This window comes from Actinoplanes sp. NPDC026623 (assembly GCF_040638275.1).
In the GTDB taxonomy this organism is placed as follows: Bacteria; Actinomycetota; Actinomycetes; order Mycobacteriales; family Micromonosporaceae; genus Actinoplanes.
In genome coordinates this window covers 20,478-44,089 of record NZ_JBEZXZ010000056.1, presented here as the reverse complement: position 1 = coordinate 44,089, position 23,612 = coordinate 20,478, and the positions used below count along the sequence as shown (strand labels likewise).

The 23,612-nt window shown below is 73.2% G+C and carries 24 protein-coding genes and 1 pseudogene; 11 read left to right on the top strand and 14 right to left on the bottom strand.

Going from position 1 to position 23,612, the window contains the following annotated elements:
- A partial coding sequence (locus tag AB0F10_RS18775) for a S8 family serine peptidase (protein WP_360626050.1) occupies window positions 1-2,922 on the top strand: 2,922 nt, incomplete at its 5' end.
- Here AB0F10_RS18775 and AB0F10_RS18770 read toward each other — a convergent pair.
- The 3 genes from AB0F10_RS18770 to AB0F10_RS18760 form a co-directional block, all read right to left on the bottom strand.
- Window positions 2,891-3,316 carry a type II toxin-antitoxin system VapC family toxin gene (locus AB0F10_RS18770; protein ID WP_360626064.1) on the bottom strand — a complete coding sequence of 142 codons (426 nt, stop codon included), beginning with the start codon at window positions 3,314-3,316 and terminating at the stop codon, window positions 2,891-2,893. The two genes, AB0F10_RS18775 and AB0F10_RS18770, sit on opposite strands and share 32 nt — an antisense overlap.
- Complete coding sequence (locus AB0F10_RS18765; RefSeq protein ID WP_360626047.1) at window positions 3,316-3,564, bottom strand: FitA-like ribbon-helix-helix domain-containing protein; 249 nt, start codon at window positions 3,562-3,564, stop codon at window positions 3,316-3,318. Before AB0F10_RS18765 ends, AB0F10_RS18770 begins: the two co-directional genes overlap by 1 nt.
- A gap of 158 nt (window positions 3,565-3,722) precedes the next feature.
- Window positions 3,723-4,022 (bottom strand): hypothetical protein, encoded by a 300-nt coding sequence (locus AB0F10_RS18760; protein ID WP_360626044.1) that lies wholly within the window; start codon window positions 4,020-4,022, stop codon window positions 3,723-3,725.
- An 84-nt stretch (window positions 4,023-4,106) separates the two neighbouring features.
- Between AB0F10_RS18760 and AB0F10_RS18755 the strand changes: the two genes are divergently transcribed.
- The gene (locus tag AB0F10_RS18755; protein WP_360626041.1) at window positions 4,107-5,330 is read left to right on the top strand and encodes an alpha/beta fold hydrolase; all 1,224 of its coding nucleotides are present in this window, start codon (window positions 4,107-4,109) and stop codon (window positions 5,328-5,330) included.
- Between the two features lie 9 nt (window positions 5,331-5,339).
- Here the strand turns inward: AB0F10_RS18755 and AB0F10_RS18750 are convergent, their stop codons facing one another.
- Entirely contained in the window at window positions 5,340-6,047 is a 708-nt protein-coding gene (locus tag AB0F10_RS18750; protein WP_360626039.1) for a type 1 glutamine amidotransferase domain-containing protein, read from the bottom strand.
- Window positions 6,048-6,159: 112 nt separating this feature from the next.
- On the opposite strand from AB0F10_RS18750, the gene AB0F10_RS18745 reads away from it, so the two are divergent.
- Complete coding sequence (locus AB0F10_RS18745; RefSeq protein ID WP_360626036.1) at window positions 6,160-7,062, top strand: LysR family transcriptional regulator; 903 nt, start codon at window positions 6,160-6,162, stop codon at window positions 7,060-7,062.
- On the opposite strand, the gene AB0F10_RS18740 is transcribed toward AB0F10_RS18745, so the two are convergent.
- Window positions 7,054-7,956: a MerR family transcriptional regulator gene (locus AB0F10_RS18740; RefSeq protein WP_360626033.1), complete on the bottom strand. Its 903-nt coding sequence runs from the start codon at window positions 7,954-7,956 to the stop codon at window positions 7,054-7,056. The two genes, AB0F10_RS18745 and AB0F10_RS18740, sit on opposite strands and share 9 nt — an antisense overlap.
- 79 nt (window positions 7,957-8,035) lie before the next feature.
- On the opposite strand from AB0F10_RS18740, the gene AB0F10_RS18735 reads away from it, so the two are divergent.
- Both AB0F10_RS18735 and AB0F10_RS18730 read left to right on the top strand, forming a co-directional pair.
- Window positions 8,036-8,803 (top strand): class I SAM-dependent methyltransferase, encoded by a 768-nt coding sequence (locus tag AB0F10_RS18735; protein WP_360626030.1) that lies wholly within the window; start codon window positions 8,036-8,038, stop codon window positions 8,801-8,803.
- A gap of 10 nt (window positions 8,804-8,813) precedes the next feature.
- On the top strand, window positions 8,814-9,875 hold the full coding sequence (locus AB0F10_RS18730; RefSeq protein ID WP_360626027.1) for a PIN domain-containing protein: 1,062 nt from the start codon (window positions 8,814-8,816) through the stop codon (window positions 9,873-9,875).
- A 36-nt stretch (window positions 9,876-9,911) separates the two neighbouring features.
- On the opposite strand, the pseudogene AB0F10_RS18725 reads toward AB0F10_RS18730, so the two are convergent.
- The 3 genes and pseudogenes from AB0F10_RS18725 to AB0F10_RS18715 form a co-directional block, all read right to left on the bottom strand.
- Window positions 9,912-10,132, bottom strand: a pseudogene (locus AB0F10_RS18725) (prevent-host-death protein).
- Between the two features lie 8 nt (window positions 10,133-10,140).
- Window positions 10,141-10,581 (bottom strand): hypothetical protein, encoded by a 441-nt coding sequence (locus tag AB0F10_RS18720; protein WP_360626024.1) that lies wholly within the window; start codon window positions 10,579-10,581, stop codon window positions 10,141-10,143.
- A 90-nt stretch (window positions 10,582-10,671) separates the two neighbouring features.
- On the bottom strand, window positions 10,672-12,219 hold the full coding sequence (locus AB0F10_RS18715) for an MDR family MFS transporter (RefSeq protein WP_360626061.1): 1,548 nt from the start codon (window positions 12,217-12,219) through the stop codon (window positions 10,672-10,674).
- 175 nt (window positions 12,220-12,394) lie between these two features.
- Between AB0F10_RS18715 and AB0F10_RS18710 the strand changes: the two genes are divergently transcribed.
- Window positions 12,395-12,967 carry a helix-turn-helix domain-containing protein gene (locus AB0F10_RS18710; protein WP_360626021.1) on the top strand — a complete coding sequence of 191 codons (573 nt, stop codon included), beginning with the start codon at window positions 12,395-12,397 and terminating at the stop codon, window positions 12,965-12,967.
- Window positions 12,968-12,988: 21 nt separating this feature from the next.
- Here the strand turns inward: AB0F10_RS18710 and AB0F10_RS18705 are convergent, their stop codons facing one another.
- Window positions 12,989-13,447 (bottom strand): carboxymuconolactone decarboxylase family protein, encoded by a 459-nt coding sequence (locus AB0F10_RS18705; protein ID WP_360626018.1) that lies wholly within the window; start codon window positions 13,445-13,447, stop codon window positions 12,989-12,991.
- A gap of 107 nt (window positions 13,448-13,554) precedes the next feature.
- Between AB0F10_RS18705 and AB0F10_RS18700 the strand changes: the two genes are divergently transcribed.
- Entirely contained in the window at window positions 13,555-14,418 is an 864-nt protein-coding gene (locus AB0F10_RS18700) for a sigma-70 family RNA polymerase sigma factor (RefSeq protein ID WP_360626015.1), read from the top strand.
- On the opposite strand, the gene AB0F10_RS18695 is transcribed toward AB0F10_RS18700, so the two are convergent.
- From AB0F10_RS18695 to AB0F10_RS18685, 3 genes are read right to left on the bottom strand one after another with little or no spacing between them, the layout of a single operon-like run.
- Entirely contained in the window at window positions 14,415-14,717 is a 303-nt protein-coding gene (locus tag AB0F10_RS18695) for a substrate-binding domain-containing protein (protein WP_360626058.1), read from the bottom strand. The genes AB0F10_RS18700 and AB0F10_RS18695 overlap by 4 nt on opposite strands.
- Window positions 14,718-14,725: 8 nt before the next feature.
- Window positions 14,726-15,235: a LacI family DNA-binding transcriptional regulator gene (locus AB0F10_RS18690; protein WP_360626012.1), complete on the bottom strand. Its 510-nt coding sequence runs from the start codon at window positions 15,233-15,235 to the stop codon at window positions 14,726-14,728.
- Between the two features lie 15 nt (window positions 15,236-15,250).
- A complete protein-coding gene (locus AB0F10_RS18685) occupies window positions 15,251-16,117 on the bottom strand; it encodes an MOSC domain-containing protein (protein WP_360626009.1) in 867 nt (288 codons plus the stop codon).
- 123 nt (window positions 16,118-16,240) lie between these two features.
- Between AB0F10_RS18685 and AB0F10_RS18680 the strand changes: the two genes are divergently transcribed.
- From AB0F10_RS18680 to AB0F10_RS18665, 4 genes are all read left to right on the top strand, one after another.
- Entirely contained in the window at window positions 16,241-17,776 is a 1,536-nt protein-coding gene (locus tag AB0F10_RS18680; protein ID WP_360626006.1) for a sodium:proton antiporter, read from the top strand.
- 91 nt (window positions 17,777-17,867) lie between these two features.
- Window positions 17,868-18,509, top strand: a complete 642-nt coding sequence (locus AB0F10_RS18675; RefSeq protein ID WP_360626003.1) for a TetR family transcriptional regulator — start codon at window positions 17,868-17,870, stop codon at window positions 18,507-18,509.
- On the top strand, window positions 18,506-19,873 hold the full coding sequence (locus tag AB0F10_RS18670; RefSeq protein WP_360626000.1) for a patatin-like phospholipase family protein: 1,368 nt from the start codon (window positions 18,506-18,508) through the stop codon (window positions 19,871-19,873). The genes AB0F10_RS18675 and AB0F10_RS18670 overlap by 4 nt, the downstream gene beginning before the upstream one ends.
- Before the next feature lie 34 nt (window positions 19,874-19,907).
- Complete coding sequence (locus AB0F10_RS18665; protein ID WP_360625997.1) at window positions 19,908-21,002, top strand: MFS transporter; 1,095 nt, start codon at window positions 19,908-19,910, stop codon at window positions 21,000-21,002.
- Here the strand turns inward: AB0F10_RS18665 and AB0F10_RS18660 are convergent.
- Both AB0F10_RS18660 and AB0F10_RS18655 read right to left on the bottom strand, forming a co-directional pair.
- A complete protein-coding gene (locus AB0F10_RS18660) occupies window positions 20,950-22,659 on the bottom strand; it encodes an insulinase family protein (protein ID WP_360625994.1) in 1,710 nt (569 codons plus the stop codon). The two genes, AB0F10_RS18665 and AB0F10_RS18660, sit on opposite strands and share 53 nt — an antisense overlap.
- Window positions 22,656-23,600: a hypothetical protein gene (locus AB0F10_RS18655; protein ID WP_360625991.1), complete on the bottom strand. Its 945-nt coding sequence runs from the start codon at window positions 23,598-23,600 to the stop codon at window positions 22,656-22,658. Before AB0F10_RS18655 ends, AB0F10_RS18660 begins: the two co-directional genes overlap by 4 nt.
- Between the last annotated feature and the right edge of the window lie 12 nt (window positions 23,601-23,612).

Here is a 23,612-nt window from a genome sequence, read left to right as displayed (position 1 = left end):
CTGGACCGTAAGGTCCGGGCCACGTTCGCACCCGGCACCGGCACCGGCGCAGGCCGGACCGACGCCAACCTGCGCCAGATCTCCGCGCCGCGGGCGTGGCGGGCCGGGTACACCGGCCGGGGCGCGCGGGTCGCGGTGCTGGACACCGGCGTCGACGCCACCCACCCGGACCTGGTCGGCCAGATCGCCGAGAAGATGGACTTCACGGCCGAGGGCGGGGACGCCGTCGACCACTTCGGACACGGGACCCACGTGGCGGCCACGATCGCCGGCACCGGCGCGGCATCGGGCGGCGCGCGCCGGGGCGTGGCGCCGCAGGCCCGGCTCGTCGTCGGCAAGGTCCTCGACGACGACGGCGGCGGCACCGAATCGCAGCTGATCGCCGGGATGGAGTGGGCCGCGAGCCGGGCCGCCGTGGTCAACATGAGCCTCGGCGCCGGGGATCCGAGCGACGGCACCGACCCGGCCTCGCTCGCGCTGGACGCCCTGTCGGAGCAGACCGGCGCGCTGTTCGTCGTCGCGGCCGGCAACTCCGGGCCGTCCGACGGCTCCGTCTCCTGGCCGGGCGCCGCGGCGAAGGCACTCACCGTCGGCGCGGTCGACGGCGACGACGCGGTCGCCGGGTTCTCCAGCCGCGGGCCGCTGGTCGGCACCCGGGCCGCGAAGCCCGAACTGGTCGCGCCGGGCGTGGACATCGTCGCGGCGCGCGCGGCCGGCACCGCCATGGGCCGGACGATCGACGCGCGCTACGTGGCCGCCTCCGGCACGTCGATGGCGACACCGCACGTCGCCGGCGCCGCCGCGGTGCTGGCGCAGCGGCACCCCGACTGGCGCGCCGAGCAGCTGAAGGCCGCGCTGATCGGCGCGGCCGACCCGATCACCGGCGCCGAGGGGTACGCGCGGGGAACCGGGCGCCTCAACGTGGCCCGGCCGCTGTCCGGCGTGGTCAGCACCACGCCCGTGGCCGGCCTCGGCACCCTGGCGTTCCCGCAGTCGGGCACCGCCTCCACGAAGCTGGCCTGGCTCAACACCGGCACCCGGCCGGCGGAGGCCGCCCTCGACGTGCGGGTGACCGACCGGCACGGCGCCGCCGCCGCGGCCGGCGCCGTGTCGCTGTCGGCGCGGGCCGTCCGGCTCGACGGGGGCGCCGGCGGCGCGGTCACGCTGAGCGTCGACCAGGCCGCGTTCGCGGCCCGGCCCGGCTTCTACACGGCCGAGGTCACCGCGCGGGTGGGCGGCGAGGTCGCGGCACGGACGCTTGTGACGTTCTTCGTGGAGCCGCCCAGCTACGACCTGGCGATCGAGACGACCACGATCCCGGGCACGCCGGCGGAGGCGGGCGCGAGCGTCAGCATCCAGATGACCAACATCGACGACCCCGCCCTGTACTCCGGCTACGTCTCCGCCGAACCCGGTGAGACGCTGACGGTCCGGGTACCCGCGGGCCCGTACAGCGTGATGGGCTCGTTCATGGCATGGGCGGACACGGACGAGCGGATGGCCCTGGCCGGCGACCCGGACGTCCAGGTCGCGGGGGACACGACGGTGCGGCTCGACCTGACCCGGGCCCGGCGGCTCACGGCGAGCGTCGACGACGTCGCCACGGAGGCCTCGTCGGTCGGCCTCACCTACCTGCAGATGCCGCGGCGCGGGGTCGGCTGGACCGACTTCGCGTTCGCGTGGGGCGCCTCCGCCCGGGAGTGGAACGTGTTCCTGGCACCGAACGACGGCACCGAGGTCGGCACGTTCGAGGCGTTCGGCGCGTTCGGGCTCGACGCGCCCGGCGACGGGCCCAGCCCCTACCTCTACGACCTGATCCACAGGTACGGGAACGGGGTTCCCGCCGATCCGGCGTACCGGGTCACCGGCGCCGAGAAGGCGGCGCTGGCCCGGATCGACCAGCGGTTCCACCGGCTCGACACCCCCGCCTCGGAGACCGGGCACAAGCGGTACGGGTTCGGCCCGGAGGGCATCTTCCTTTCCGACACGTACACGAGCGGGCTCTCCGGTGACCGCACCGACTACCTGTCGCCCGGTTTCGCCTGGCTGGACGAGGCGTTCTGGAACGGCATCGTCACCCAGGAGCCGACCGCCCGCTACGAGCCGGGCAGCCGCCAGGAGAAGGTGTGGGTGCGGCAGCCGCTGCGCTCCGACTGGTTCGACGAGCCGGACGGCGGCGTGAGCTTCTGCCAGCCGGCCGCGCCGAGCCGCACCCGGGGCAACATGCACGTCGAACTCGTCACCCTGACCGACCAGCACGGCCGGTTCGACTGCCTCGCCGACGGCTGGGACCTCGAGATGAAGCGCAGGCTCACCCTCGAGCGGGACGGGAGGCGCGTCGGCGAGGTGGCCGGCTCGGCCGCGAACTTCCCCGTGCCGCGCGGGGCCGCCGACTACCGCCTGACCTACGACGTCGACACCACCCCGGCCGGCCTGCCGGTGTCCACCAGGGTCACCACCTCCTGGACGTTCCGGTCGGCGGGCCCGCGGGGCACCGGCGACGCCCCGCTGCCGCTGCTGTCGGTGGACTACACCCTGCCGCTGGACGCGGCGAACCACCCGGCGTCCGGCACGGCGACGTTCACGGTCCGCCAGGCCCGCGGCGTACGCCCGCAGGCCGTCACCGCGTTCACGCTGGACGCGTCCGTCGACGGTGGGGGCACCTGGCGGCGGGTCCGGGTCGTGGGCGCAGGCGGGGGCGCGTACCAGGCGGAACTGCCGCGACCCGCGGCGGGCGCGACCGTCTCGCTGCGGGTGAGCGCCAGGGGTGGGGCCGGCAGCGGCATCCAACAGACCGTCATCGACGCCTACCGGCCCGAAGTCGACACGGTGCTCACCCGCTCGCGGCTACAGGCACCGAGTCCGCCAACGGCTAACCCGGTAGCTCCCATTAGGCGGTTGTCTCCTGCCACGGGTCGATGAGCGAGATTCCGGTATCGATGAAGTCCTTGGTGTTGCGCGTGGCCAGGGTCGCGACCTGAGATCGGCAGATAGCGGCGATCTGGCCATCAAATCCACTGATCGGGTTGCCGCTTCCTTCGCGGCCGGCGACCACGAAGGCGTAGGCGCCGGCCGCAGCGAGGTCGAAGGGCAGAATCTGGCGGGGGAAGGCAGCAAAGATTTCGTCGGCGGCCTGATGCAGGTCATGCTTGCGGCGGCCATCCGATAGCCGCGCGATGCCGTAGCGGATCTCGGCGACGGTGACCGAGGTGGTGTAGAGGCCGGTACTGGGCGTTTGCTGTAGCCACGCGAGCACGGCCGGCGCGGGTGCAGCACGCATGAGTTCGGAGACGACGTTGGTGTCGAGGACGATCATCACTCGCCGAAATCCGCCGCTCGGGGTGGGATGGTCCGGGCCGGAACGTCGAGGTCAACTCCGCCGAGCTGCGCGAACCGCTCGGTCAGCGCGCTGAAGAGGTCGGTTCGCGGGCGTTCTTCCTCGGTGGCGGCCGCCGTGAGAATCAGGCGAATCTCAGCCTCCATGGAACGGCCGTGCCGGGCGGCCCGGAGACGCAGCTTCTCTTTGACGGAGTCGTCCAGATCTCGAATGCTGAGCGCTGCCACTGCCTCATCTCCTCACGACTCGCAATGATAGCAATGCTAGCGCGGGCGGCCCGCAACCGATGGCCGCCCGCTACTTCCGACGTGAGCCGGCGAAATGTCCTCGCATCACTTCGCAGGGGACGGCAGAGCGGGTGTCGGTGTGAGAAACGAGCAGAGGCTCACCGCACCGGGAGGTTCACCCGGCGGCCCAGGCCGAACTGCGGCGCGTTGGTGTCGGTCACCATGGCGAACGCGCCCGCGGGCACGCCCTCCCGGGTCGCCACCCGCGACGCCGCCGCCAGCAGGGTGCGCTCGCTCGCGCCGGCGATGAAGAAGATGTAGGCGTCGCCGAACTCCTCGCCGTCGTCGTACTCCTCGAGGCCGAGCTCCTCCTCCAGGTCGATCATGAAGTCACCGACGTCGTCGATCCAGTCACCCTCGGCGGTCATCGGAATGTGGATCTCTACCAGCACAGCCATGCCGACAATGATCCAGCAACGGCCGCCGGGCCCGGCCCGCGGGTTTCCCCGCGCTCCCCCGCCGGATCATGCTGAGGTGGTCCGGTGGGATCAGGGGCGGGAGTACGGCGGCTGTTCGACGACCCGCTGTGGCAGATGTTCGCCGAGACCGCGCTGCGGACGTCGACCCGGGGCGGCGCCGAGTACGGCGAGGTCGCCGCGATCGTGGAGCGCGCCGGCCCGGGCGGCGCGGACGACTGGCACGCGGCCTGGAGCGGATACGCCGCCACCGTGCGGGGCTGGGCCGAGGACAGCCGGGACCGGGGCCACCGGGTCAGCGCCCGCGAGGCGTACCTGCGGGCCGCGACCTACCTGCGGATGTCGTACCAGCCGCTGTTCGGCGAGCCGGCCGATCCGCGGCTGGTGGCGGCGTTCGAGCTCGAGTCGGACTGCTTCGGCCGGTTCGCCGCGCTCGCGCCTCGCCCGGTGCGGCCGGTGCGGGTGCCGTTCGAGGACACGAGCCTGCCCGGCTATCTGTGGCTGGTCGACGACCGGCCGCGGCCGGTGCTGATCGGCGTCGACGGCTACGACAGCAACGTTCACGAGATGTACTGCTCGTTCGCCGTGCCGGCGCTGCGCCGGGGCTACCACTGCCTGCTGGTGGACGGCCCCGGCCAGGGCGGCGCGCTGGTGCTGCAGCGGTTGCGGATGCGGCCCGACTGGGAGAGCGTGCTGCGGGCGGTCGTCGACGCCGCGCTCGGCATGCCCGAGATCGACGGCGACCGGATCGCCGTCATGGGCTGGAGCTTCGGCGGCTTCCTCGCCCCGCGCGGCGCCGCGGGCGAGCCGAGGATCACGGCGCTGGTCGCCGATCCGGGCCAGTGGGACCAGGGCGACGCGATCCGGGCCATCCTGCCGGCGCCGGTGCGCGACCGGTTCCCCGATGTCGACCCCGCGGAGCTTGAGCCGCTGCTGGCCGCCGTGGTGAACGATCCGGTCGCCCGGTGGAAGCTGGTGCAGCGCGGGTTGTGGGTGCACGGCTCGGCGACCCTGGCCGAACTGCTGATCGACCTGGGCCGCCGCTACACCCTGTCGGACGTCGCCGGGTCGATCGCCTGCCCGACGCTTGTCGGCGCCGCCGACGGTGACCCGGCGTCGGCCGGCGCCGAGAAGCTGTACGCGGCGCTGAACTGCCCGAAGACGTTGGTGCGGTTCAGCGCCGCGGAGGGCGCGGCCGGGCACTGCGAGGCCTGGAACCGGTCCCGCTTCGACCAGGTCGTCTTCGACTGGCTCGACGAGATCCTGCGCCCGCCGGCTCCGCTCAGCTGACCGCCTGCTTCAGCCGGCCTTGACCAGCGACTGAACCACCTCGCGGGCCGTGTCGGCGCTCGACTGCGGGTTCTGTCCGGTGATCAGGTTTCCGTCGCGGACGACCGTGCTGGTCCACGCCGGACCGGACTCGATCACCGCGCCGAGCTCGCGCAGCCGCGACTCCACCAGGTACGGGCTGCGGTCGCCGAGCCCGCCCTGCCGCTCCTCCTCGTCGGTGAAGACGGTGAGCCGGCGCCCGGCGAACAGGAACCGCCCGTCCGCGCCGACGGCGCTCAGCAGCCCGGCCGGGCCGTGGCAGAGCGCCGCGACGGTGAGCCGCCGGGCGTCGGCCTCGGCCAGGATCCGGGCCAGCTCCGGGTCGGTGGCCAGGTCGGCCATCGGCCCGTGCCCGCCCGGCAGGTACACGGCGTCGTAGTCGCCGGTCCGCACGTCGGCGAGCGCGAGCGGCTGCCGCAGCTCCCCCGCGATCGCGTCGAGGTAGGCACGGAATTCGGCGGCGTCGGCGGCGGAGACGCCACCCCGCTCGTCGAGGCTGATCGGGTCGACCGGCGCGGGGCGCCCGCCGGGTGTCGCGATCCGCACGTCCGCGCCGGCCTCGCGCAGGATCCGGTGCGACGCGGCCACCTCCTCGGCCCAGAAGCCGGTCGGATGGCTGTCGCCGTCGGCCAGCGTGAGCGAGTCCGCCGCCGTGATCACCATGAGCACAGAGGGCATCGTGTTTCTCCTTCGAGGAAGAGCGAACGGGGTTGGGCAGGTGCCCGCCCCTCAATGGAAACTATCGCTATCGTTGCGAACGGCTATAAGGATTCTTATATCGGGCGGTGTCATGGATCTTGATCTGCTCGCGGTCTTCCTGGACATCTACCGCACCGGCTCGCTGTCCGCGGCCGCCGGCATCCGCGGCGTCAGCCAGCCCGCGATCAGCGGTCAGCTCGCCCGGCTCGAGCGCGACGTCGGCGCGCCCCTGTTCGTGCGCACCCCGCGCGGCGCCACCCCGACCGACCGCGCCGACGACCTCGCCCGCCGCGCGGGGCCGCACCTCGACGCGCTGCGCCAGGCCCTCGCGGCCGGCGACCCGGGACCCGATCCGCTCGGCCCGATCCGGATCGGCGGCCCCGCCGAGGGCATGACCGCCCGCATCCTGCCCGCGCTGACCCCGCTGGTCGAGCGCGGCCTGCGGGTCCGGGCGAGCTTCGGCCTCGCCGCCGACCTGCTGGCCGCGCTCGCCCGCGGCGAACTCGACCTGGTCGTCTCCGCGATCCGGCCGACGGCCCGCGGCCTGCTCGCGACGCCGCTCATCGACGAGCAGTTCGTGCTGCTCGGGCCCCCGTCGCTGGCCCGGACCGTCGACCCGGTCACGCTGGCCGCCGATCCGGTACGGGCGCTGGCCCACCTGCCGCTCGTCGCGTACGCGGAGGACCTGCCGATCGTGCGCCGCTACTGGCGTTCCGAGTTCGGCCGCCGCCCGCCCAACGAGGTGGTCATGACGGCACCGGACCTGCGGGCGGTCCTCGCCGCGGTGATCGCCGGCGCCGGGGTCTCCGTCCTGCCCCACTTCCTGGCCGAGGCGGCGCTGGGCGCCGGCTCCGTGCTGGAGCTGCACCGCCCGCAGGTCGAGCCGCTCAACACCATCTATCTGGCGGTCGCCGCCGGACGGCAACGCGACCCGAGCATCGCGGCGGTGCACCGCCGGCTGCTCGACCGGGCCCGGCAGTGGGGCTCACTCTGAACACCGGCGCTGGGTGAGCCAGCGCAGGACGTCCAGGGCGTGCGACGAGGGTTCCGGGATCGGGTGGAAGACGTGCTCGACCACGCCGTCGAGGACGACGAGCGTCAGCCGCTCGTACAGGATCATGTCGCCCGCCGTGAACGTCGGCAGGCCGAGCCCCCCGGCCAGGGTCATCCGCGGGTCCGGGAGGAGCGGGTACGGCAGCCGCAGCCGGTGCACGAGCTCGCGCTGATAGCCGGCCGACTGCGCGGACAGCCCGTAGACGCGGTCCGCACCGGCGGCGAGTATCTCGGCGTGGTGGTCGCGGAACCAGGCGGCCTGCTCGGTGCCGGCCAGCGCGCCGTGGATCTCCAGCAGGCTGTTGGGCAGGTCGACGCCGGGCCGCCCGGTCAGCGGGTAGACGAAGATGACGCTGCGCCCGGGGCCCAGCGCGCCGAGCTCGACCGGCCGCCCGTCGGTGGCGCAGAAGCCGAGCGGCGGCAGCGGGCCGCCGACCAGGGCGGCGGGGTCCGCGCCGCGGGCCGGCCCGCCGGTCGCGACCAGGCCGGCGGCGGCGTCGTCGAGGCGGGCATCGAGGGCGTCACGCTGGGAGGTCAGCCTGCCGATGCGTTCCTCCAGGCCGGTGATGGTGCTGCGGTAGGTCGCCAGCGCCGCGGCGCACACGCCTGCGTCGTCGGATCCGTCGGCGATGGACTCGACGAACGGGCGGGTCTCCTCGACGCTGAGGCCCAGCGCCGTCAGCTCGCGGATCTGCTCGACCAGGCGCACCGCGATCGGGTCGTACTCGCGGTAGCCGTTACCCAGCCGCCGGGGCACGACCAGCCCCGCCGACTCGTAGTACCGCAGCGCCCGGATCGTGGTCCCGGTCCGGCGCGCCAGCTCACCCACCCGCATGCGGCGACCCTAAACCCGCACCCCCGGGTACGGGAAAGGCCTTGACCTGTACCCCCGGGTGCGGGTTTAGCGTCATCGCATGATCAGGGCATCGAGCGGCGACTTCGACTACGAGACCAGGGGCCACGACTACGCGGCACAGCGGCGCCCCGACCCCCGGATCGCGGCGCTGATCCACGCGGCGCTGGGCCCGGCCCGGACGGTCCTGAACGTCGGCGCCGGCGCCGGCTCCTACGAGCCCGCCGACCGTTACGTCCTCGCGGTCGAACCCTCGGCCCGGATGCGCGCCCAGCGGCCGGCAACGGCGGCACCGGCGCTGGACGCCACCGCGGAGCACCTGCCGTTCGACGACGACAGCTTCGACGCGGCGATGGCGACCGTGACCGTGCACCAGTGGCCGGACCCCGGCCGCGGGCTGGCCGAGCTGCGCCGGGTCGCCCGCGGCCCGGTGGCGGTGCTGACCTTCGACGGCGACGCCCTGGACCGGCTCTGGCTGGCCGAGTACGCCCCGGAACTCATGGCGGTGGAACGCCGCCGGTATCCCCCGATCGCCACCATCGCGGCCGCGATCGGGGCCGGCACCGAGGTCATCGCGGTGCCGATCCCGATCGACTGCGTCGACGGTTTCACCGAGGCCTACTACGCCCGCCCCGAGCGGTTCCTCGACCCGCGGGTCCGTGCCGCGCAATCCGCCTGGAGCTTCGTCGACGACGCGGCCGCCACCCGGGCCGTCGACCGGCTGCGCGCCGACCTCGACTCCGGCGCCTGGGACACCCGCCACGGCCACCTGCGCGCCCAGCCCTGGTTCATCGGATCACTGCGCCTGCTCGTGGGCCGGCGCGCGTAGGCTGACCTGCGTGGATCAAGAAGAACGCATCGCCCTGTTCCTTGACTACGAGAACCTGGCGATCAGCGCGCGCGACCACCTCGGCGGCATACCGTTCGAGCTCCGCCCCGTCGCCGACGCGCTCGCCGAGCGGGGACGCGTCGTGGTGCGCCGGGCGTACGCGGACTGGTCCTACTTCGACCAGGACCGCCGGATGCTCACCCGCTCGCACGTCGAGCTCATCGACATCCCCCAGCGGATGGGCGCCTCGCGCAAGAACGCCGCCGACATCAAAATGGTGGTGGACGCCTTGGAGGTGGCCTTCGAGCGGGCGTACATCTCGACCTTCGTGCTCTGCACCGGCGACAGCGACTTCACCCCGCTGGTGCACAAGCTCCGCGAGCTCAACAAGCGCGTCATCGGGGTCGGCGTCGAGAAATCGACCTCCGCGCTGCTGCCGCCGGCCTGCGACGAGTTCCTCTACTACGACCGCCTCGAGGGCGTCGAGATCCCGCCGGCCCGGGTCCGGCAGACCCGCCCGGTCAGCCCGCCCCCGGCTGCGGCGCCGGAGCCCCAGCCGGCCGCGGAAGCGCCCATGCGTGACGTCGACACGCTCGCCGCGCTGGTCGCGCAGACCGTCGCCGGCCTGCAGCGCAGTTCGAGCGGCGCGGTGACCGCCTCGACGATCAAGCGGACCCTGCTCCGCAAGGACCCCACCTTCAACGAGGCGGACTACGGGTTCCGCGCCTTCGGCGAGCTGCTCCGCCACCTCGTCGGGCACAACGTGGTCGAGCTGACGCCGAGCTCGGCGAAGGGCGATCCCGAGGTCACGCTTCCGGAGCACGGCGACCGGGAGGCCGCGTTCGCGCTGCTGCGCACGGTGGTCTTCGACCTCGCCGGCAGCGACGGGTCGACGGCGCTCTCCGGCCTCAAGAACCAGGTACGCAAGGTGGCGCCCGACTTCAGCGAGAAGAAGCTCGGCTACCGCAGCTTCCTGCAGTTCTGCAAGGCGGCGGCGACCGGCGGCGTCGTCGACCTCAAATGGAACGCCGGCGCCGACGACTACCTGCTCACCACCAGCACCCAGGACTGAACGCACCCGCCCGGGCTACCGTCACGGCCATCACACTCATTCGCCGATACCGAAGCCCGCGGCGATGTCGGCGTTGGTCCGGGGTGAGTCCCAGTCTCCCGACAGGTCCAACTGTCCGGCGAGGGAGCCGACCGCGATGCGGTTGACCCGCCGCACCGACGGCACGATCCCGCCACCGGGTTGCCCGCCCGGTCGGTGACGCGCGCCAGGTGGGTCTTGGCGTCATGCATGTCGTGGTGCACCGGCTCGGTCGACATGGGGGCGTTCAGCGGCGGCCGGTGGACAGGGCGACGAGGAACTGGCCGCCGCCCGCGTCGACGCTCGCGGTCACCGGCAGTCCGGGCACCAGCCGGGAGAACCGGTCGACCAGCCAGTCCGCCGCCTCCTGGGCGTCCTTGCGGCTGGGGCAGCGGGCGACCAGCTCGCGGCCGCCCTTGCGTTCGAGGCGCTCGGCGACGGTGATCAGCGGGGCGGGCTCCACCACGTGCAGCCGGTCCGGCCAGGCGATGACGACCTTGACCGCGCCCTTGCGGGTGTTGCAGGCGCGGTGCGCGAGCCGCTCGGCGACCTTGGCCTTCCGGTCGGCGGTGCGGCTGTCGACGCTGGGGCCGCGCGGGTCGTTCACCGACATGTCGGCGTCGACCGGCTCGTCGCACACCCAGCATCGCCAGCCGTCACGCTTCGCCACGTCATCGAGGAGACTCATCCGAGAAAACTAGCGTGCTGGCGCCGCACAGGTTTGTGGGGCGCCCCCTGAACGGGTGGCGCCCCACGACTGCGATCGGAATCGGCCGGGTCAGCCGACCAGCACTTCTTCCTTCGTCTCGGTCGGCTTCGCGGCCGGCTCGGCGACGGGCCTGCCGCCCCGCAGCGGCACGTGCTTGACGAACACCGCCACGACGATGCCGACGGCGGCCACGACGCTTCCCCAGAGGAACAGGGTGTCGATGCCGTCGGTGACGGCCCGCTCGAAGACCTGCTGCACGGCCTGCGGCAGGGTGCGCAGCAGGTGCGGGGTCATCGAGGAGGTCGAGGGACTCCCGCCGGCCGCGGCCCCCGAGTGGCTGAGCGAGTCGGTGAGGTTGTGTGCGTAGACGGCGCCCAGGACGGACACGCCGAGCGAGCCGCCCATGTTGCGCAGGAAGGTCGACACTCCGGTGCCGGCGCCCATGTCGCGCAGCTCGAGGCTGTTCTGGGCGATCAGGGTGCTGGTCTGCATGATGCCGCCCATCCCGACGCCGAGCACCACCATGTACACCGCGGTGACGAACGTCGACGTGCCGACGTCGACCGTGGAGAACAGGAACATCCCGGCGGCCACCACGATCGAGCCGATGATCGGGAAGATCCGGTAGCGCCCGGTCCGGCTGATCACCTGGCCGACGAGGATGCTGACCACCATCACGGCCATCATCATCGGCATCAGCAGCAGGCCGCTGTTGGTCGCCGACGCGCCCTGCACGAACTGCTGGTACTGCGGCAGGTAGCCGATGGCGCCGAAGAGTGCGAAGCCGGAGATGAAGGCGATGCCGCCGGCCAGGCTGAAGTTGCGGTTCTTGAACACCCGCAGCGGCATGATCGGCTCGGGCTGGCGGCGTTCCACCACGATGAACGCGATCAGGCCGACGATCGTGAGGGCGGCGAGTCCGAGGATCTGCGGCGAGGCCCAGTCGTACTCGGTGCCGCCCCAGCTCGTGATGAGCACCAGCGAGGTGATCCACACGGTCAGCAGGCCGGTGCCGAGCCAGTCGATACGCGCGCGGCCCGTGCCCCGGGGCAGCTTCGCGAGGGTGATCCAGCTGACCACCAGCGCGATCGCGCCCAGCGGCAGGTTCACGTAGAACGCCCAGCGCCACGACACGTGGTCGGTGATGAAGCCACCGATCAGCGGGCCACCGATCATCGCGACCGGCATGACCGCCATCATGATGCCCTGGTACTTGCTGCGGTCCCGGGGCGGAATCATCTCGCCGACGATCGACAGCACGCCGACGATCAGGCCACCCGCGCCGAGACCCTGCAGCGCCCGGAAGCCGACCAGCTCCGGCATGTTCTGTGCCACGCCGCAGAGGGCGGAGCCGATCAGGAAGACCAGGATCGCCGAGACGAAGGTGATCCGCCGCCCGAAGAGGTCGCCGAGCTTGCCCCAGATCGGTGTCGCGATCGTGCTCGCCAGGATGTAGCCCGTGGTGACCCAGGCCAGGTGCTGCAGGCCACCGAGTTCACCGACGATCGTCGGCAGCGCGGGCGCGACGATCATGTTGTCGAGCTGGGCGAGCAGCATGGCGATCACAAGACCGCTCATCGTCACCAGGATCTGGCGGTGGGTGAATCCCAGCCCCACCGTAGTGGGCTCCGCCGTGGGCGCCTCTGCAGGCTTCGTCACAGGCCACCGGCCTCTCTGATCTCGTCTTGCTCCGGCCACTTCCAACTTGCTGGTCGACCGGCTAGGTATTCAGCTTAGAAATTTGACTAGCCGCACGGCAAGTTATCTACTGCTTATGGGAGGCAGCACACACATGGCACTGCGAAACGACGGCGTCGACAGCCGCCGCACCGACACCCGTGACCGGATCCTGGCCGTCGCCCTGCGCCTGTTCGCCGAGCGGGGCTACGCCAACACCTCGCTGCGCGAGATCGCCGAGCAGCTCGACGTGACCAAGGCCGCGCTGTACTTCCACTACAAGACCAAGGAAGACATCGTCACCGGCATCCTGCGCGGCTACCTCGACGGCCTCGACGGCCTGCTCGACGACGCCGACCCGCGGCCGGCGACCCGGGCCGGCCGCGAGCGCCTGCTGCGCCGGCTCGCCGACCACCAGGCCGCCTGGGGCGTCGACCTCACCCGGCTGGTCCGGCAGAACTACACCGAGATCAGCAACCTCCCCGTCGGCGCCGACCTCCGCACGTCACACCTGCGCCTGCTGGACGCCCTCGCCGGGCCGGACTCGACCCTGCTCAGCCGGACCCGCGCCCGCACCGCCGTCGCCGCCCTGCAGACCGTGGCCCTGTCCGCCACGGTGGAGGACGGCGACGAGGACGAGCTGCGCGAGGCCGCGCTCACCGTTGCCCTGGAGGTCCTCGACGCATGAGTGCCGCTACGGCGGGCCGGCTCAGCCCCAGGACTGCGGAGCCGGCTGGCGGGTCGTGGCGTTCAGGCGGTTGAAGAAGTTGGTGGTGGCGATCCACAGCACGATCGCGGCGAGCTCCGGCTCGGTGAAGTGCCCGGCGGCGGCGTCCCAGATGTCGTCCGGCACGGCGTCGCCGCGGTCGGCGAGGCGGGTGGCGGCCTCGGACAGGGCGAGCGCGGCGCGCTCCGCGTCGGTGAAGTACGGCGTCTCGCGCCAGACCGCGACGGCGAAGAGCCGGTCGTCGGTTTCGCCGTTCTTCCTGGCGCTGCGGGCACCGGAGTCCACGCAGGCGCTGCAGCCGTTGATCTGGCTGGCGCGCAGGTGGACCAGCTCCAGGGTGCTTTCGGGCACGCCCGCGGAATGCGCGGCCTTGTAGAGCAGATTGATCGCCTTGACGGCGTCGGGAAGAAGCGTCGCCGGGTTGGTCATCCGTGCCTGCATGATGGTCTCCTGTCACATCCTGACGGTTCGTTCCGTCATGGGTGGGACGGATCGCGGCGCGACGGTGTGACGACTGTGGCGCCCGTCACAACAAGGAGGCGGCGGGCATGGGCGACGAGGTTCTCGCCGAGCGGTTCGAGCCGCATCGGCCTCGGCTGCGCGCCATCGCGTACCGGATGCTGGGCTCCGGGGCCGAGGCCGAGGACGCCGTTCAGGAGGCCTGGCTGCGGCTGAGCCGGACCGGCACCGACCGGGTGGACAACCTCCCCGCGTGGCTGAACACGGTCGTCGGCCGGATCTGCCTGGACCTGCTGCGGTCGCGCACCGGCCGGCGCGAGGAGCCGCTGCACGAGCTCGGCGGCGAGCCGCCGGCCGGCGACGCCGGCCCGGAGCAGGAGGCGATGCTCGCCGATTCGATCGGGACGGCGTTGCTGGTGGTCCTCGACACCCTCACGCCGACCGAGCGGCTCGCGTTCGTGCTGCACGACATGTTCGCCGTCTCGTTCGAGGAGATCGCCGTCGTGGTCGGGCGCAGCCCGGCCGCCGCGCGGCAGCTCGCCAGCCGGGCCCGCCGCCGGGTGCGGAACGGCTCGCCGGACGGGCCGGCGGACGCCTCACGCCGCCGGGCGATCGTCGACGCGTTCCTCGCGGCGTCCCGCGGCGGGGAGATGGCCACGCTGCTGCAACTGCTCGACCCGGACGTCGTCATGCGCGCCGACGAGACGGCCGCCCGGATGGGTTCGGCCGGCGAGTCGCACGGCGCCGAGGTCGTCGCGCGGTTCTTCGCCGGGCGCGCGCAGGGCGCCGTGCCGGCCGAGATCGACGGCGCGGCGGGTGCCGTCGTCGTGCTCGACGGCCAGACCAGGATCGCGCTCGGGTTCGTCATCGTCGGCGACCGCATCGCCGGTGTCGACGTCGTGGCCGACCCGGCCCAGCTCGGCCTGCTGGAGCTGGTGCTCCTCGACGGCTAACGCGTGTCGACGGAGCTCTGCCGCACCTGCAGGGCGGCCGGGAACACGCACCGCCAGTGCGGGGCGAGCTGCCGGCGCACCAGCGCCCGGGTGGCGGCCGCCGCCATCTCCTCGACCGGCTGATGCACCGACGACAACGGCGGGGTGGTGCAGACCGCGATCACGCTGTCGTCGAAACCCACCACCGCCACGTCCCGCGGCACCCGCCGGCCGATGTCGGCGAGCGCCTGCATCGCGCCGGTCGCCATCACGTCGCAGCCGACGAAGATCGCGTCGACGCCCGGATGCTCGGCAAGCAGGCGCAGGGTCAGCTCGTACCCGGCCTCCCGGCGGAACTTGCCGATCGCGGGACGCCCGGCGCGGACGGGCCCATCGACACCACCCGGTCGCAGCGGGCGTAGAACTCAGCCGCGACCGCCGGGGACACATTGAGCAGCAGGGCACCCAGGCTCACCGTGTCCGCGATCCTGGCCAGCAGGGTGGACACGCCGGATTCGTCGACCACGTGTACGCGCAACTGGGCGTTGCCGCCGGACAACTCCTGCAGGATCCCGGCGGTCACCCGGCCGTAGTACGGGCTGTTGCCGAACGTCGCCGCGTCGTCGACCACGACGAGTTCGACCACGTTGCCGTGGCCGAACGCCAGGGCCTGAGCGACCGGATCGGGCCGGTATCCCAGCCGTGTGATCACCTGCTTGACGTGCTCGCGGGTGCGCGGGGACACACCGGGCGCGTCGTTGATGACCCGGGAGGCCGCGGTGATGGACACACCCGCCTCGGCGGCGACATCGGCAAGCGTCGGCCTCTTCTGTGACATCGGCCAACTATATGATCAGCCCCGGGTCACCAGGACCTCGTCGCCGACCCGGACGACGCCCGGCTCCACCACCGACAGATAGACACCGACGCACGACAGCGCCCCGAGGTCGAACACGTCGATCCGGTGCTCGCGGGCGACCGTACGCATGATGCCCGGATCGGCGGGCAGCTCGTGCTGGGCCAGCGTCGGCACCACGCAGCGCGGCGTCGGCGCCACCACCGCGAACGCGGCGCCGCCGATCCGCAGCGTCGCGCCCAGCCAGCCGTCCTCGGGATGGAACACTGTGGACGCGGTGCCGACGATCAGGTTCGGGCGGAAGCGGCGCGGGTCGAAATCGGCGCCCGGGTTGTGCGTACGCAGGGTGTCCAGGCTGCCGGTGGTGACCAGATGGACCGCGCCGAAGTCGAAGAACGTGCCGGCCGCGACCCGTCCCGAGGTGATCGCCGTGCCGGTGCCGTCCACGACGGCGGCGGCCGCCTGCGCCTCGGGCAGGCCCCCGGCGTATTCCGGAACGGCGCGCTCGAGGAGTCCGTCGCGCGGCGGCGCGTCCGACAGCGAGACCGGGCGGCCCAGCAGCGCCGACAGGCGCTCGTCGAGCAGTGCGGAACCACTGTCGTGGGTGTCGCCGCCGGGCAGGGTCACCCGGGCGGAGCCGGCGCCGGTCCACCGGCCCCGGCACCGCAGCAGCGGACCCCACTTGCGCGGATGCTTGGCGCTGCCCACCGCGCCGTCGCCGTCGAGGACGGCGAACGCGCGGTCGCCGCGCAGGCCCCGCGCGGTGAAATCACCGTGCGTGAGTTCCTCGCCCAGCATCGACTTCACGGCATAGCGGCGCAGGCCGCGCACGACACCCACGCTCACCAGTCGATTCTCCATCATGCGGGCGGCACCGCCGCCGGCGGTGCCGCCGGCGGCGGTCCTGGGCCGGCAGCGCCCGCTCGACGGCGGTGGCGTCGTGATCGTGGGGCGCCGACACGCTCTAGCCTGATCATCGTGGACGGAGTGCAACTACTTCTCATCATCATCGGCGCCGGCATCGCCGTGTCGGCGATCGCCCGCAAGCGGAACGTCGAGCCGGGCATGATCATCGTGGTGCTGGCCGCGGCGGCCTCGTTCATCCCGGCGGTGCCGCGGCTCGAGCTCGACAGCGAGTTCATCCTGGCGGTCGTGGTGCCCCCGCTGCTCTACTCGGCGACCCGCGGTGCCTCGTTCGCGGCGTTCGGCGCCAACCTGCGGGCGATCATCACGCTCGGGGTGCTGCTCGTCCTGCTCACCGCGGGCCTGCTCGGGCTGGTCGCCTCCTGGCTGCTGCCGACGATCGGGGCCGCCGCGTTCGTGCTCGGCTCGGTGCTCGCGCCGCCGGACACGATCACCACGGTGTCGCACGGTGACGAGATCGGGCTGCCCAAGCGCGTCACCTCGATCCTCACCGGGGAGAGCCTGGTCAACGACGCGACCGCGCTCACCCTGTTCAGCATCGCGATCGGCGTGGTCGGCGGCGAGCACGCCTCCTGGCAGCACGGCGCGCTGGAACTGCTGCGGAACGCGGTGGTGGGCATCGGGATCGGCGCCCTGTTCGCGCTGATGACGCTGTGGATCCGCAAGCGGCTGGGCAACCCGACGCTGGAGACGGCGCTGGTGCTGCTGGTGCCGTTCACGGCGTTCCTGGTCGCCGAGGAGGCGGGAGCGTCGGGAATCCTCGCGGTGGTCACTGCCGCGTTCTCGATCAGCATCAACCTGACCCTCGATCCGAGGCACCAGTACCCGGGCGCCTACCGCACCCGGCTGCAGGAGCGGTCCTTCTGGCCGGTGCTGGACTTCGTGCTGGAGACGTTCGTCTTCGCCTACATCGGCCTGCAACTGAGGTTCGTGTTCGAGGATCTGGCCGGCTCGCGGGAGCCGGGGCTGGTCCGCACCCTGGTGGCGGCCGGCGTCCTGCTGGTGGTGGCGATCGGGTTCCGGCTGGTGGCGGTGTACCTGCTGTTCGGACGGTGGACGCTGCGGAACCACCTGATCAAGCGGCGGTCCGAGCGGGACGAATCCTTCCGCAACGCCTACGAGCAGGCCAGGCAGCGGCGGAACCGGGGCGGCGGCGAGCCGCTGGATCCTCCGACGCAGAAGGAGACGCTGCTGGTCGGCTGGATCGGCATGCGCGGCATCCTCACCCTGGCCGCGGCCGGCGCCATCCCGAAGGACGTCGCGGGCCGGGACGCGATCCTGGCGATCGCGCTGCTCGTCACGCTCGGCACGCTGCTCACCCAGGGCACCACGATCGGCTGGCTGACCCGGCGGCTGAGGTTCGACCTGAGCGGCGAGCGAGCCGAGGAGGAGGGCCTGCGCGAGCAGGGCCGCCGGATCGTGGCCGGGGCGTCCGCGGAGCCCGCCACCGACCCGGACGCCTCCTTCGAGGCGCAGCGGCTGGCGCTCGGCAGGGCCGTCATGGAGCGGCGGCTGACCGAGGAGATCGCCCGCGAGATGATCGAGGACATCGACCTGCGTCAGGCCGCCCGGCACACCGCGCATCCGGCCGGCGCCTGACACCGACCCCCGGGTGGTTCCGTTGTTCTGAACCGTGGTTCACTCCTTGTCTTGGGATTGAATCCGGATTCATAACTTGGGGGACTCCCAGATGCCATACCGGCCGACCGCGCTGACCAGGAAGAACGCCGAGGACAAGCGGGACGGGCTGCTCCGCGCGGCCCGCTCGCTGGTGGCCACCGACGGTTTCAAGGCGGCCACCGTCGCCGCGATCGCGGCGCGATGCCAGGCCAGCGTCGGGTCCGTGTACTCGTACTTCGACAGCCGCGACTGGCTGCTGGCCGAGGTGTTCCGCAGCGCCGCTAGCCACGAGATCGACACGGCGCGGGTGGCCGTGTCCGGCACCGGCCGGCCCGCGCCGGAGCGCCTCAACGCGCTGATCCGCACGTTCGCCGGCCGGGCGCTGCAGGGCCGCCGGATGGCCTGGGCCCTGCTGTTCGAGCCGGTCAGCCCGGCGGTGGAGGCGGAACGCCTGGTCTACCGCCGCAGCTACACCGAGCTGAGCGAGCAGATCATCCGCGACGGCCTCGCCGGCGGCGACTTCGTGCCGCAGGACCCCGGGCTGGCCGCCTCCGCCATCATGGGCGCGATCTCCGAATCCCTGGTCGGCTGGATCCGCCCGGACAGCCCCGAACCCACCTCCGAGGCGCAGGCCGGTGCGCTGGACGGGATCCGGCTGTTCTGCTTCCGGGCCCTCGGCGCACAGGACCTGACAATCGGAGGGACCCGATGACCACGACACCCCAGCTCGCCACCGCGCAGCGGGTCCTCGCCGGCCAGTCCGTCACCCGGATGCTCGGCACCCGGCTGGTCTCGTTCGGTGAGGGCAGCGCCATCGTCGAACTCGACATCCGCTCCGAGATCACCAACCACCACGGCGCGGTGCACGGCGGCATCGTCGCCTACGCCGCCGACTGCGCGCTGGCCTTCGCCGGCGGCGCGGCGCTCGGACCCGATGTGGTCACCTCCGGGCTCACCATCGACTACCTCGCCGCGGCCCGGGGCACGACGCTGCGCGCGCACGGCACGGTCATGCGCGCCGCCGGGCGCCGCGCCGCCTGCCGCTGCGACGTCTACGCCGTCGCCGGCGACGGAACACAGACCCTGGTGGCGGTCGCGCAGGGAACCATCGTCGCGCCCGGCGGGGAACCGGCCCTACGCGCGGGCCGAACCCGCACCGCCACCGTCCAGCAGATTCTCGCCGAGCGCCACCGCACCGGCCGCACCGACGACGGCGCGACGGTCGCGCTGGTCATCGAGGGCGGCGGCATGCGCGGCATCGTCTCCGCCGCGATGGCCGCGGTCATCGAGCGGGAGGGCCTGCTGCCGTCGATCGACATGATCGTCGGCACCTCCGCCGGCGCGGTCAACGCCGCCGCCCTCGCGGTCGGCGCCGCCGGCGCGATGGCCGAGTCCTACGCCGAGGTGTTCGCCTCCCCCGAATTCATCGACGTGCGCCGCCTGGTCCGCGGCCGCCCCGCCATCGACGGCTCCCGCATCGTCAACCACGTCGACCAGCTCTTCGACGTCGGCTCCGCGGCCGGCGGCGCGTGGAACGACCGGCTCGTCATGGTCGCCACCGATGTGGACACCGGCCGCACCGAGGCCCTGACCGGCTTCACCGACCGCACCGACCTGATCAGCAGCATCCAGGCGTCCGGCTCGCTGCCCCTGCTCGGCGGCGACCCGGTCGTCCTGCGCGGGCGCCGCTGGCTGGACGGCGGCATCGTGGAGGCCGTGCCGGTCGTCACCGCCGCCGCCCGCGGCGCGACCCACGCCCTGGTGCTCGCCACCCGGCCGCCGGGCACGCAGCCCGCCTACGGCCCCGCCGACGCGCTGGCCGAGCGCTACCTGCGCCGACTCAACCCGGAACTGGCCGCCGCCTACCGCGGCCGCCCGCACCGCTACCGGGAGACCCTCCAGCAGGTACGGGACGGCTGGTGCCACGGCCTGAGCACGCTCGCGCTGACGCCGCGGCCCAGCGACCCGCTGCCGGCCCGCCTCGAACGCGACCGGGCCGCGCTGCGCGCCGCCCGCACCGCGGCCACGGACGCCGCCCGCGAACACCTCGCCTTCCTCCTGAAACCGGCGACGTGACGTCGGAGCGGGTCGCCGCGGTCCTTCGCCTTCCGTGAGCTGGTCGCCGCTGCCCCCGTCCGGGCACCTGCGGACGCTGTCCTGGGCCACCCTGGCCAACACGCTCGGCAGCGGGCTCTGGCTCGCCGGGTCGGCGCTCTACCTCACCCGGGGGGCTTCCTCGCTCATCGTGGTGGCCGGCCTCGACGCCCTGCTGGCCTCCGGCAACCTCGCGGTCCGCGCCGCCCTGGTCGCGGCGATCGCGGGCCCGCGCGGACGCGTGGCGGCGTTCGCGACCCTGCGGGCGGTGGCGAACATCGGCATCGGCGCCGGCGCCGCGCTGGCCGGGCTCGCCCTGACGGCCGACACCCCACTCGCGTACCGGCTACTGGTGATCGGCAACGCGTCGACCCATGCGATCTCCGCGGCGCTCGTCATGCGCCTGCCCGCCGTACGGCCGGCGCCGGCCGCCGCCACGCCGCGCCGTGGTCTGCTCGGGCCGGCACTGCGGGACGTTCCCTTCCTCGCGGTCGGCACCGCGTCGGCGGCGCTCTCGCTGCACGAGGTGATACTCGCACTGATCATCCCGCTCTGGGTGGTGTCACACACGGCCGCGGGGGCGGGGGCGGTGCCCGCGATTCTGGTCATCAACACCGCGCTGACGGTGCTGGTGGCCGTGCGACTCAGCCGCGGCGTCCGCACGGCGGCGACGGCGGCCCGGACCGTGCGCCGCGCGGGCCTGGTGCTGGCGGCGGCGATGCTGCTCTTCGCCGCGACCGGCAGCCTGCCCGCCACTCCCGGGATCGTACTGCTGCTCCTCACGACCGTGGTGTACACCATCGGCGACCTGTGGCACTCGGTCGGCAGCGCGGGACTCGCCTACGACCTGGCCGACCCGGACGCGGTCGGTGCCTACCAGGGCGCCGACCAACTGCTCGGCGGGGCGGTCCGCGCCGCCGGGCCGGCCCTGCTGACACTGCTGATCCTGGACGGCGGGGTCGCCGGGTGGGCGGCCACCGCCGCGCTCTTCGCGGCCGCCGGCCTGCTCAGCCCGGGCCTGACCCGCTGGGCATCGCGCACGCGCAGGCCGGCGGGGGTCACTCCAGCATTCGCCACACCTGCTGGACGCGGGGAATCAGGTTGCGGATGAGATAGCTCGACCAGACGCCGCCGCCCGCCACCGCCACCAGTTGCCCGCGAATCGTCCCCGCACCGGTCACCATGCCGACGATCCCCAGCACGGTCAGTCCGGCGGCGAGCAACAGCAGGAACCCGAGCTTGGGTACGCCGGCCCGCTGCCACAACCTGAGGCGGCTGCCGAGGGGCCGGACGCCGGGGGGCCGGCTGTACCGATCCGGGTCCGGCACCGGAATCGAGGACGGGTCGCGCGCGGGCATGTCGACCCGCAGGTGCGGCGGGACGGCCGCGTCGATGACGGGCGGGACGGCCGCGCCGCCGGCGAACAGCGTCGGCTCGACGGTCAGCGAGATCGCGTCCTCGCCGATCAGGGTGCGGCACCCGTCCGGCCAGGCCAGCACGACCGCGCACTGGTCGAAGCGGACGGTGATCGCCTCCTGCGGGCCGGCCAGGCTGACGCCCTGCTCGCCGACCACCAGCCGCGCGTCGCTGCCCTCGAGAGACCGGTACGCCTGGCCGTCCACCGCGCCGTCGGAGACGGAGGGGGCCGCCGCGAACCCGGCCCAGTCGGCGCTGCGACCGGCCGGGACCATCAGCAGCGCCGAGCCCAGCGCCTCCTCGGCGACCTCGTGCACGTCGGCGACGGTCACGTTCCTCAGCTCGGCGGCCAGTTCCTCGGCCGACGGCTGCGGCTCGCCGGTGAGCAGGGCCAGCGCGAGCGACGGCAGCCGGGTCGCCGACACCTCGGCGTTGTCCAGGGCGTCGGCCCGCCTGGCGACGACCGCCGCCAGGTCGGCCGGCTCGATCCGGCCGACCCGCAGCTTGGCCAGGACGTCGATGAACCCGCCGAGCACCGCGTCCTGCTTCTCCGGCAGCGCGTCGGCGAGCGCGGTGACGACGGCGTACCCGTCGCCGCGCGGGTTGTAGTCGGCGCTCGCCGTGTAGGACAGGCCGCCCTCCTGGCGCAGCCCGCGGAACAGTTCGCGCTCCAGCACGCCGGCGAACACTCCCGCGGCGGTGCGGCGCCGGACGACCGCGTCCAGCGCCACGGTCCGGGAGCCGCCGGAGAAGTACGCGGGCGTGACCGGCAGCGCCGACGACGCGGCCGGCACGGCTTGGCGCTCGCCGGCCGGCAGCCGCAGGGTCAGGCCCGCCGGCACGTCGCTGCCGGTGATCCAGAGCACCGCGTTGTCCCGGGTGAAGTATCGGGCGGCCCACGCGCTCAGGTCGTCCGGAGTGATCATGTGCAGCCCGAACTCCGGATAGCCGATCAGGCCGTGGCCCCGGGCACCGTACCGCCACAGTGCCATCGGCTCGGTGACGTGCGGCGTCCGACTGCCGTGCTCCGTACGCAGGATCGCCTTCTCGGTCTCCAGCCGGTCCAGCGGCAGGGCGCTCAGCGCATCGCACACCCCCGACAGGAAGCCCGCGACGTCCTTCTCGGGGCCCTGCATGTGGAAGTACGTCGTGACCGGCGCGGTCGCGCCGTTGTAGTGGTAGTCGGCGAGGCCCATCGGGTGCAGCACGAGGTGTTCGAGCAGGTGGGTGATGCCCGCCCGGGACAGGGTCTCGTCGGCCCGGCCGACCCGGAACATCAGCCCGGCCTGCAGGGGCCCGGCGGTGGGCGCGATCAGCGCCGGCACGCCGTCGATCTCGGTGCGGCGGATCATCGCGCACCCGCGATCGCGTACGCCCGCGCCCGCCGCCGGACGAACGCCTCGGCGGGGTTGCCGAGGTATTCCCAGGGATCCTTGCTGGCGAAGCGGTCCAGCGCGTTGAACTGTGCCGCCGCCTCCCGGTTGTCGCCCATGAGGCTGAACGCCATCGCGAAGGAGTTGCGCACACCGACCCAGCCGTAGTCGTGCCGGAAGTCCGGGTCCAGCACCGAGCGGGCGGCGGCCTCGTGGACCTCGTCGCGGGCGAACGGGGTCGCCAGGTGGCTCTCGTCGTCGCCGAGCGCCCGCTCGAGGTGCCCCGTGACGACCAGGACGGCGTTGTTCGCGCCCTTCGGGGCGGCCAGCATCCGCTCCCTGGCGAAGGCGTGCACCTGCTCCCAGGTGCCGTCCCACTTCGGACACAGCGACTGCAGGAGTTGTGACTGCGCCGGCAGGTGGTGCGGGTCGTGCGCGGCCAGGCGGTCGTAGCGCCGGCGCACCTCGGAGATCCCCAGCCCGAGGCCCCGGGCGCTGATCAGCCGCTCGCACCAGACCGCGACATCCGCGGGATTGCGGGCCGCCGCGGTGATGAGGATCTGCTCGGCGCGGCGCAGGTGCTCGTGGAAGACGCGGAACTGCCCGGCGCTGACGTGCTCGGCCATGGCCCTCGTCCGCACCGCCCACCCCGCGTCGATGAGACGCCCGCCGAGCATGGCGCCGGCGACGGAATCATCGGGGTCGCGGTCCAGCACGTCCCGCAGGAACCGTTCGGTGTCCGGGACCGTGGCGGCGAAGCGGATCAGCATCGTCCGGGCGGCGGATTCCGGCGCCGCGTCGACAAGCGCGCGCACGGCGGCCCAGTCCTGGACGACCAGCGCGTTGCGCACCCGGCCCATCACGGGGTACGCGGCGACAGGATCGAAATCGGGATACGGCTGGGCCGGGGCGACGGGCATGGCGCGGATCTT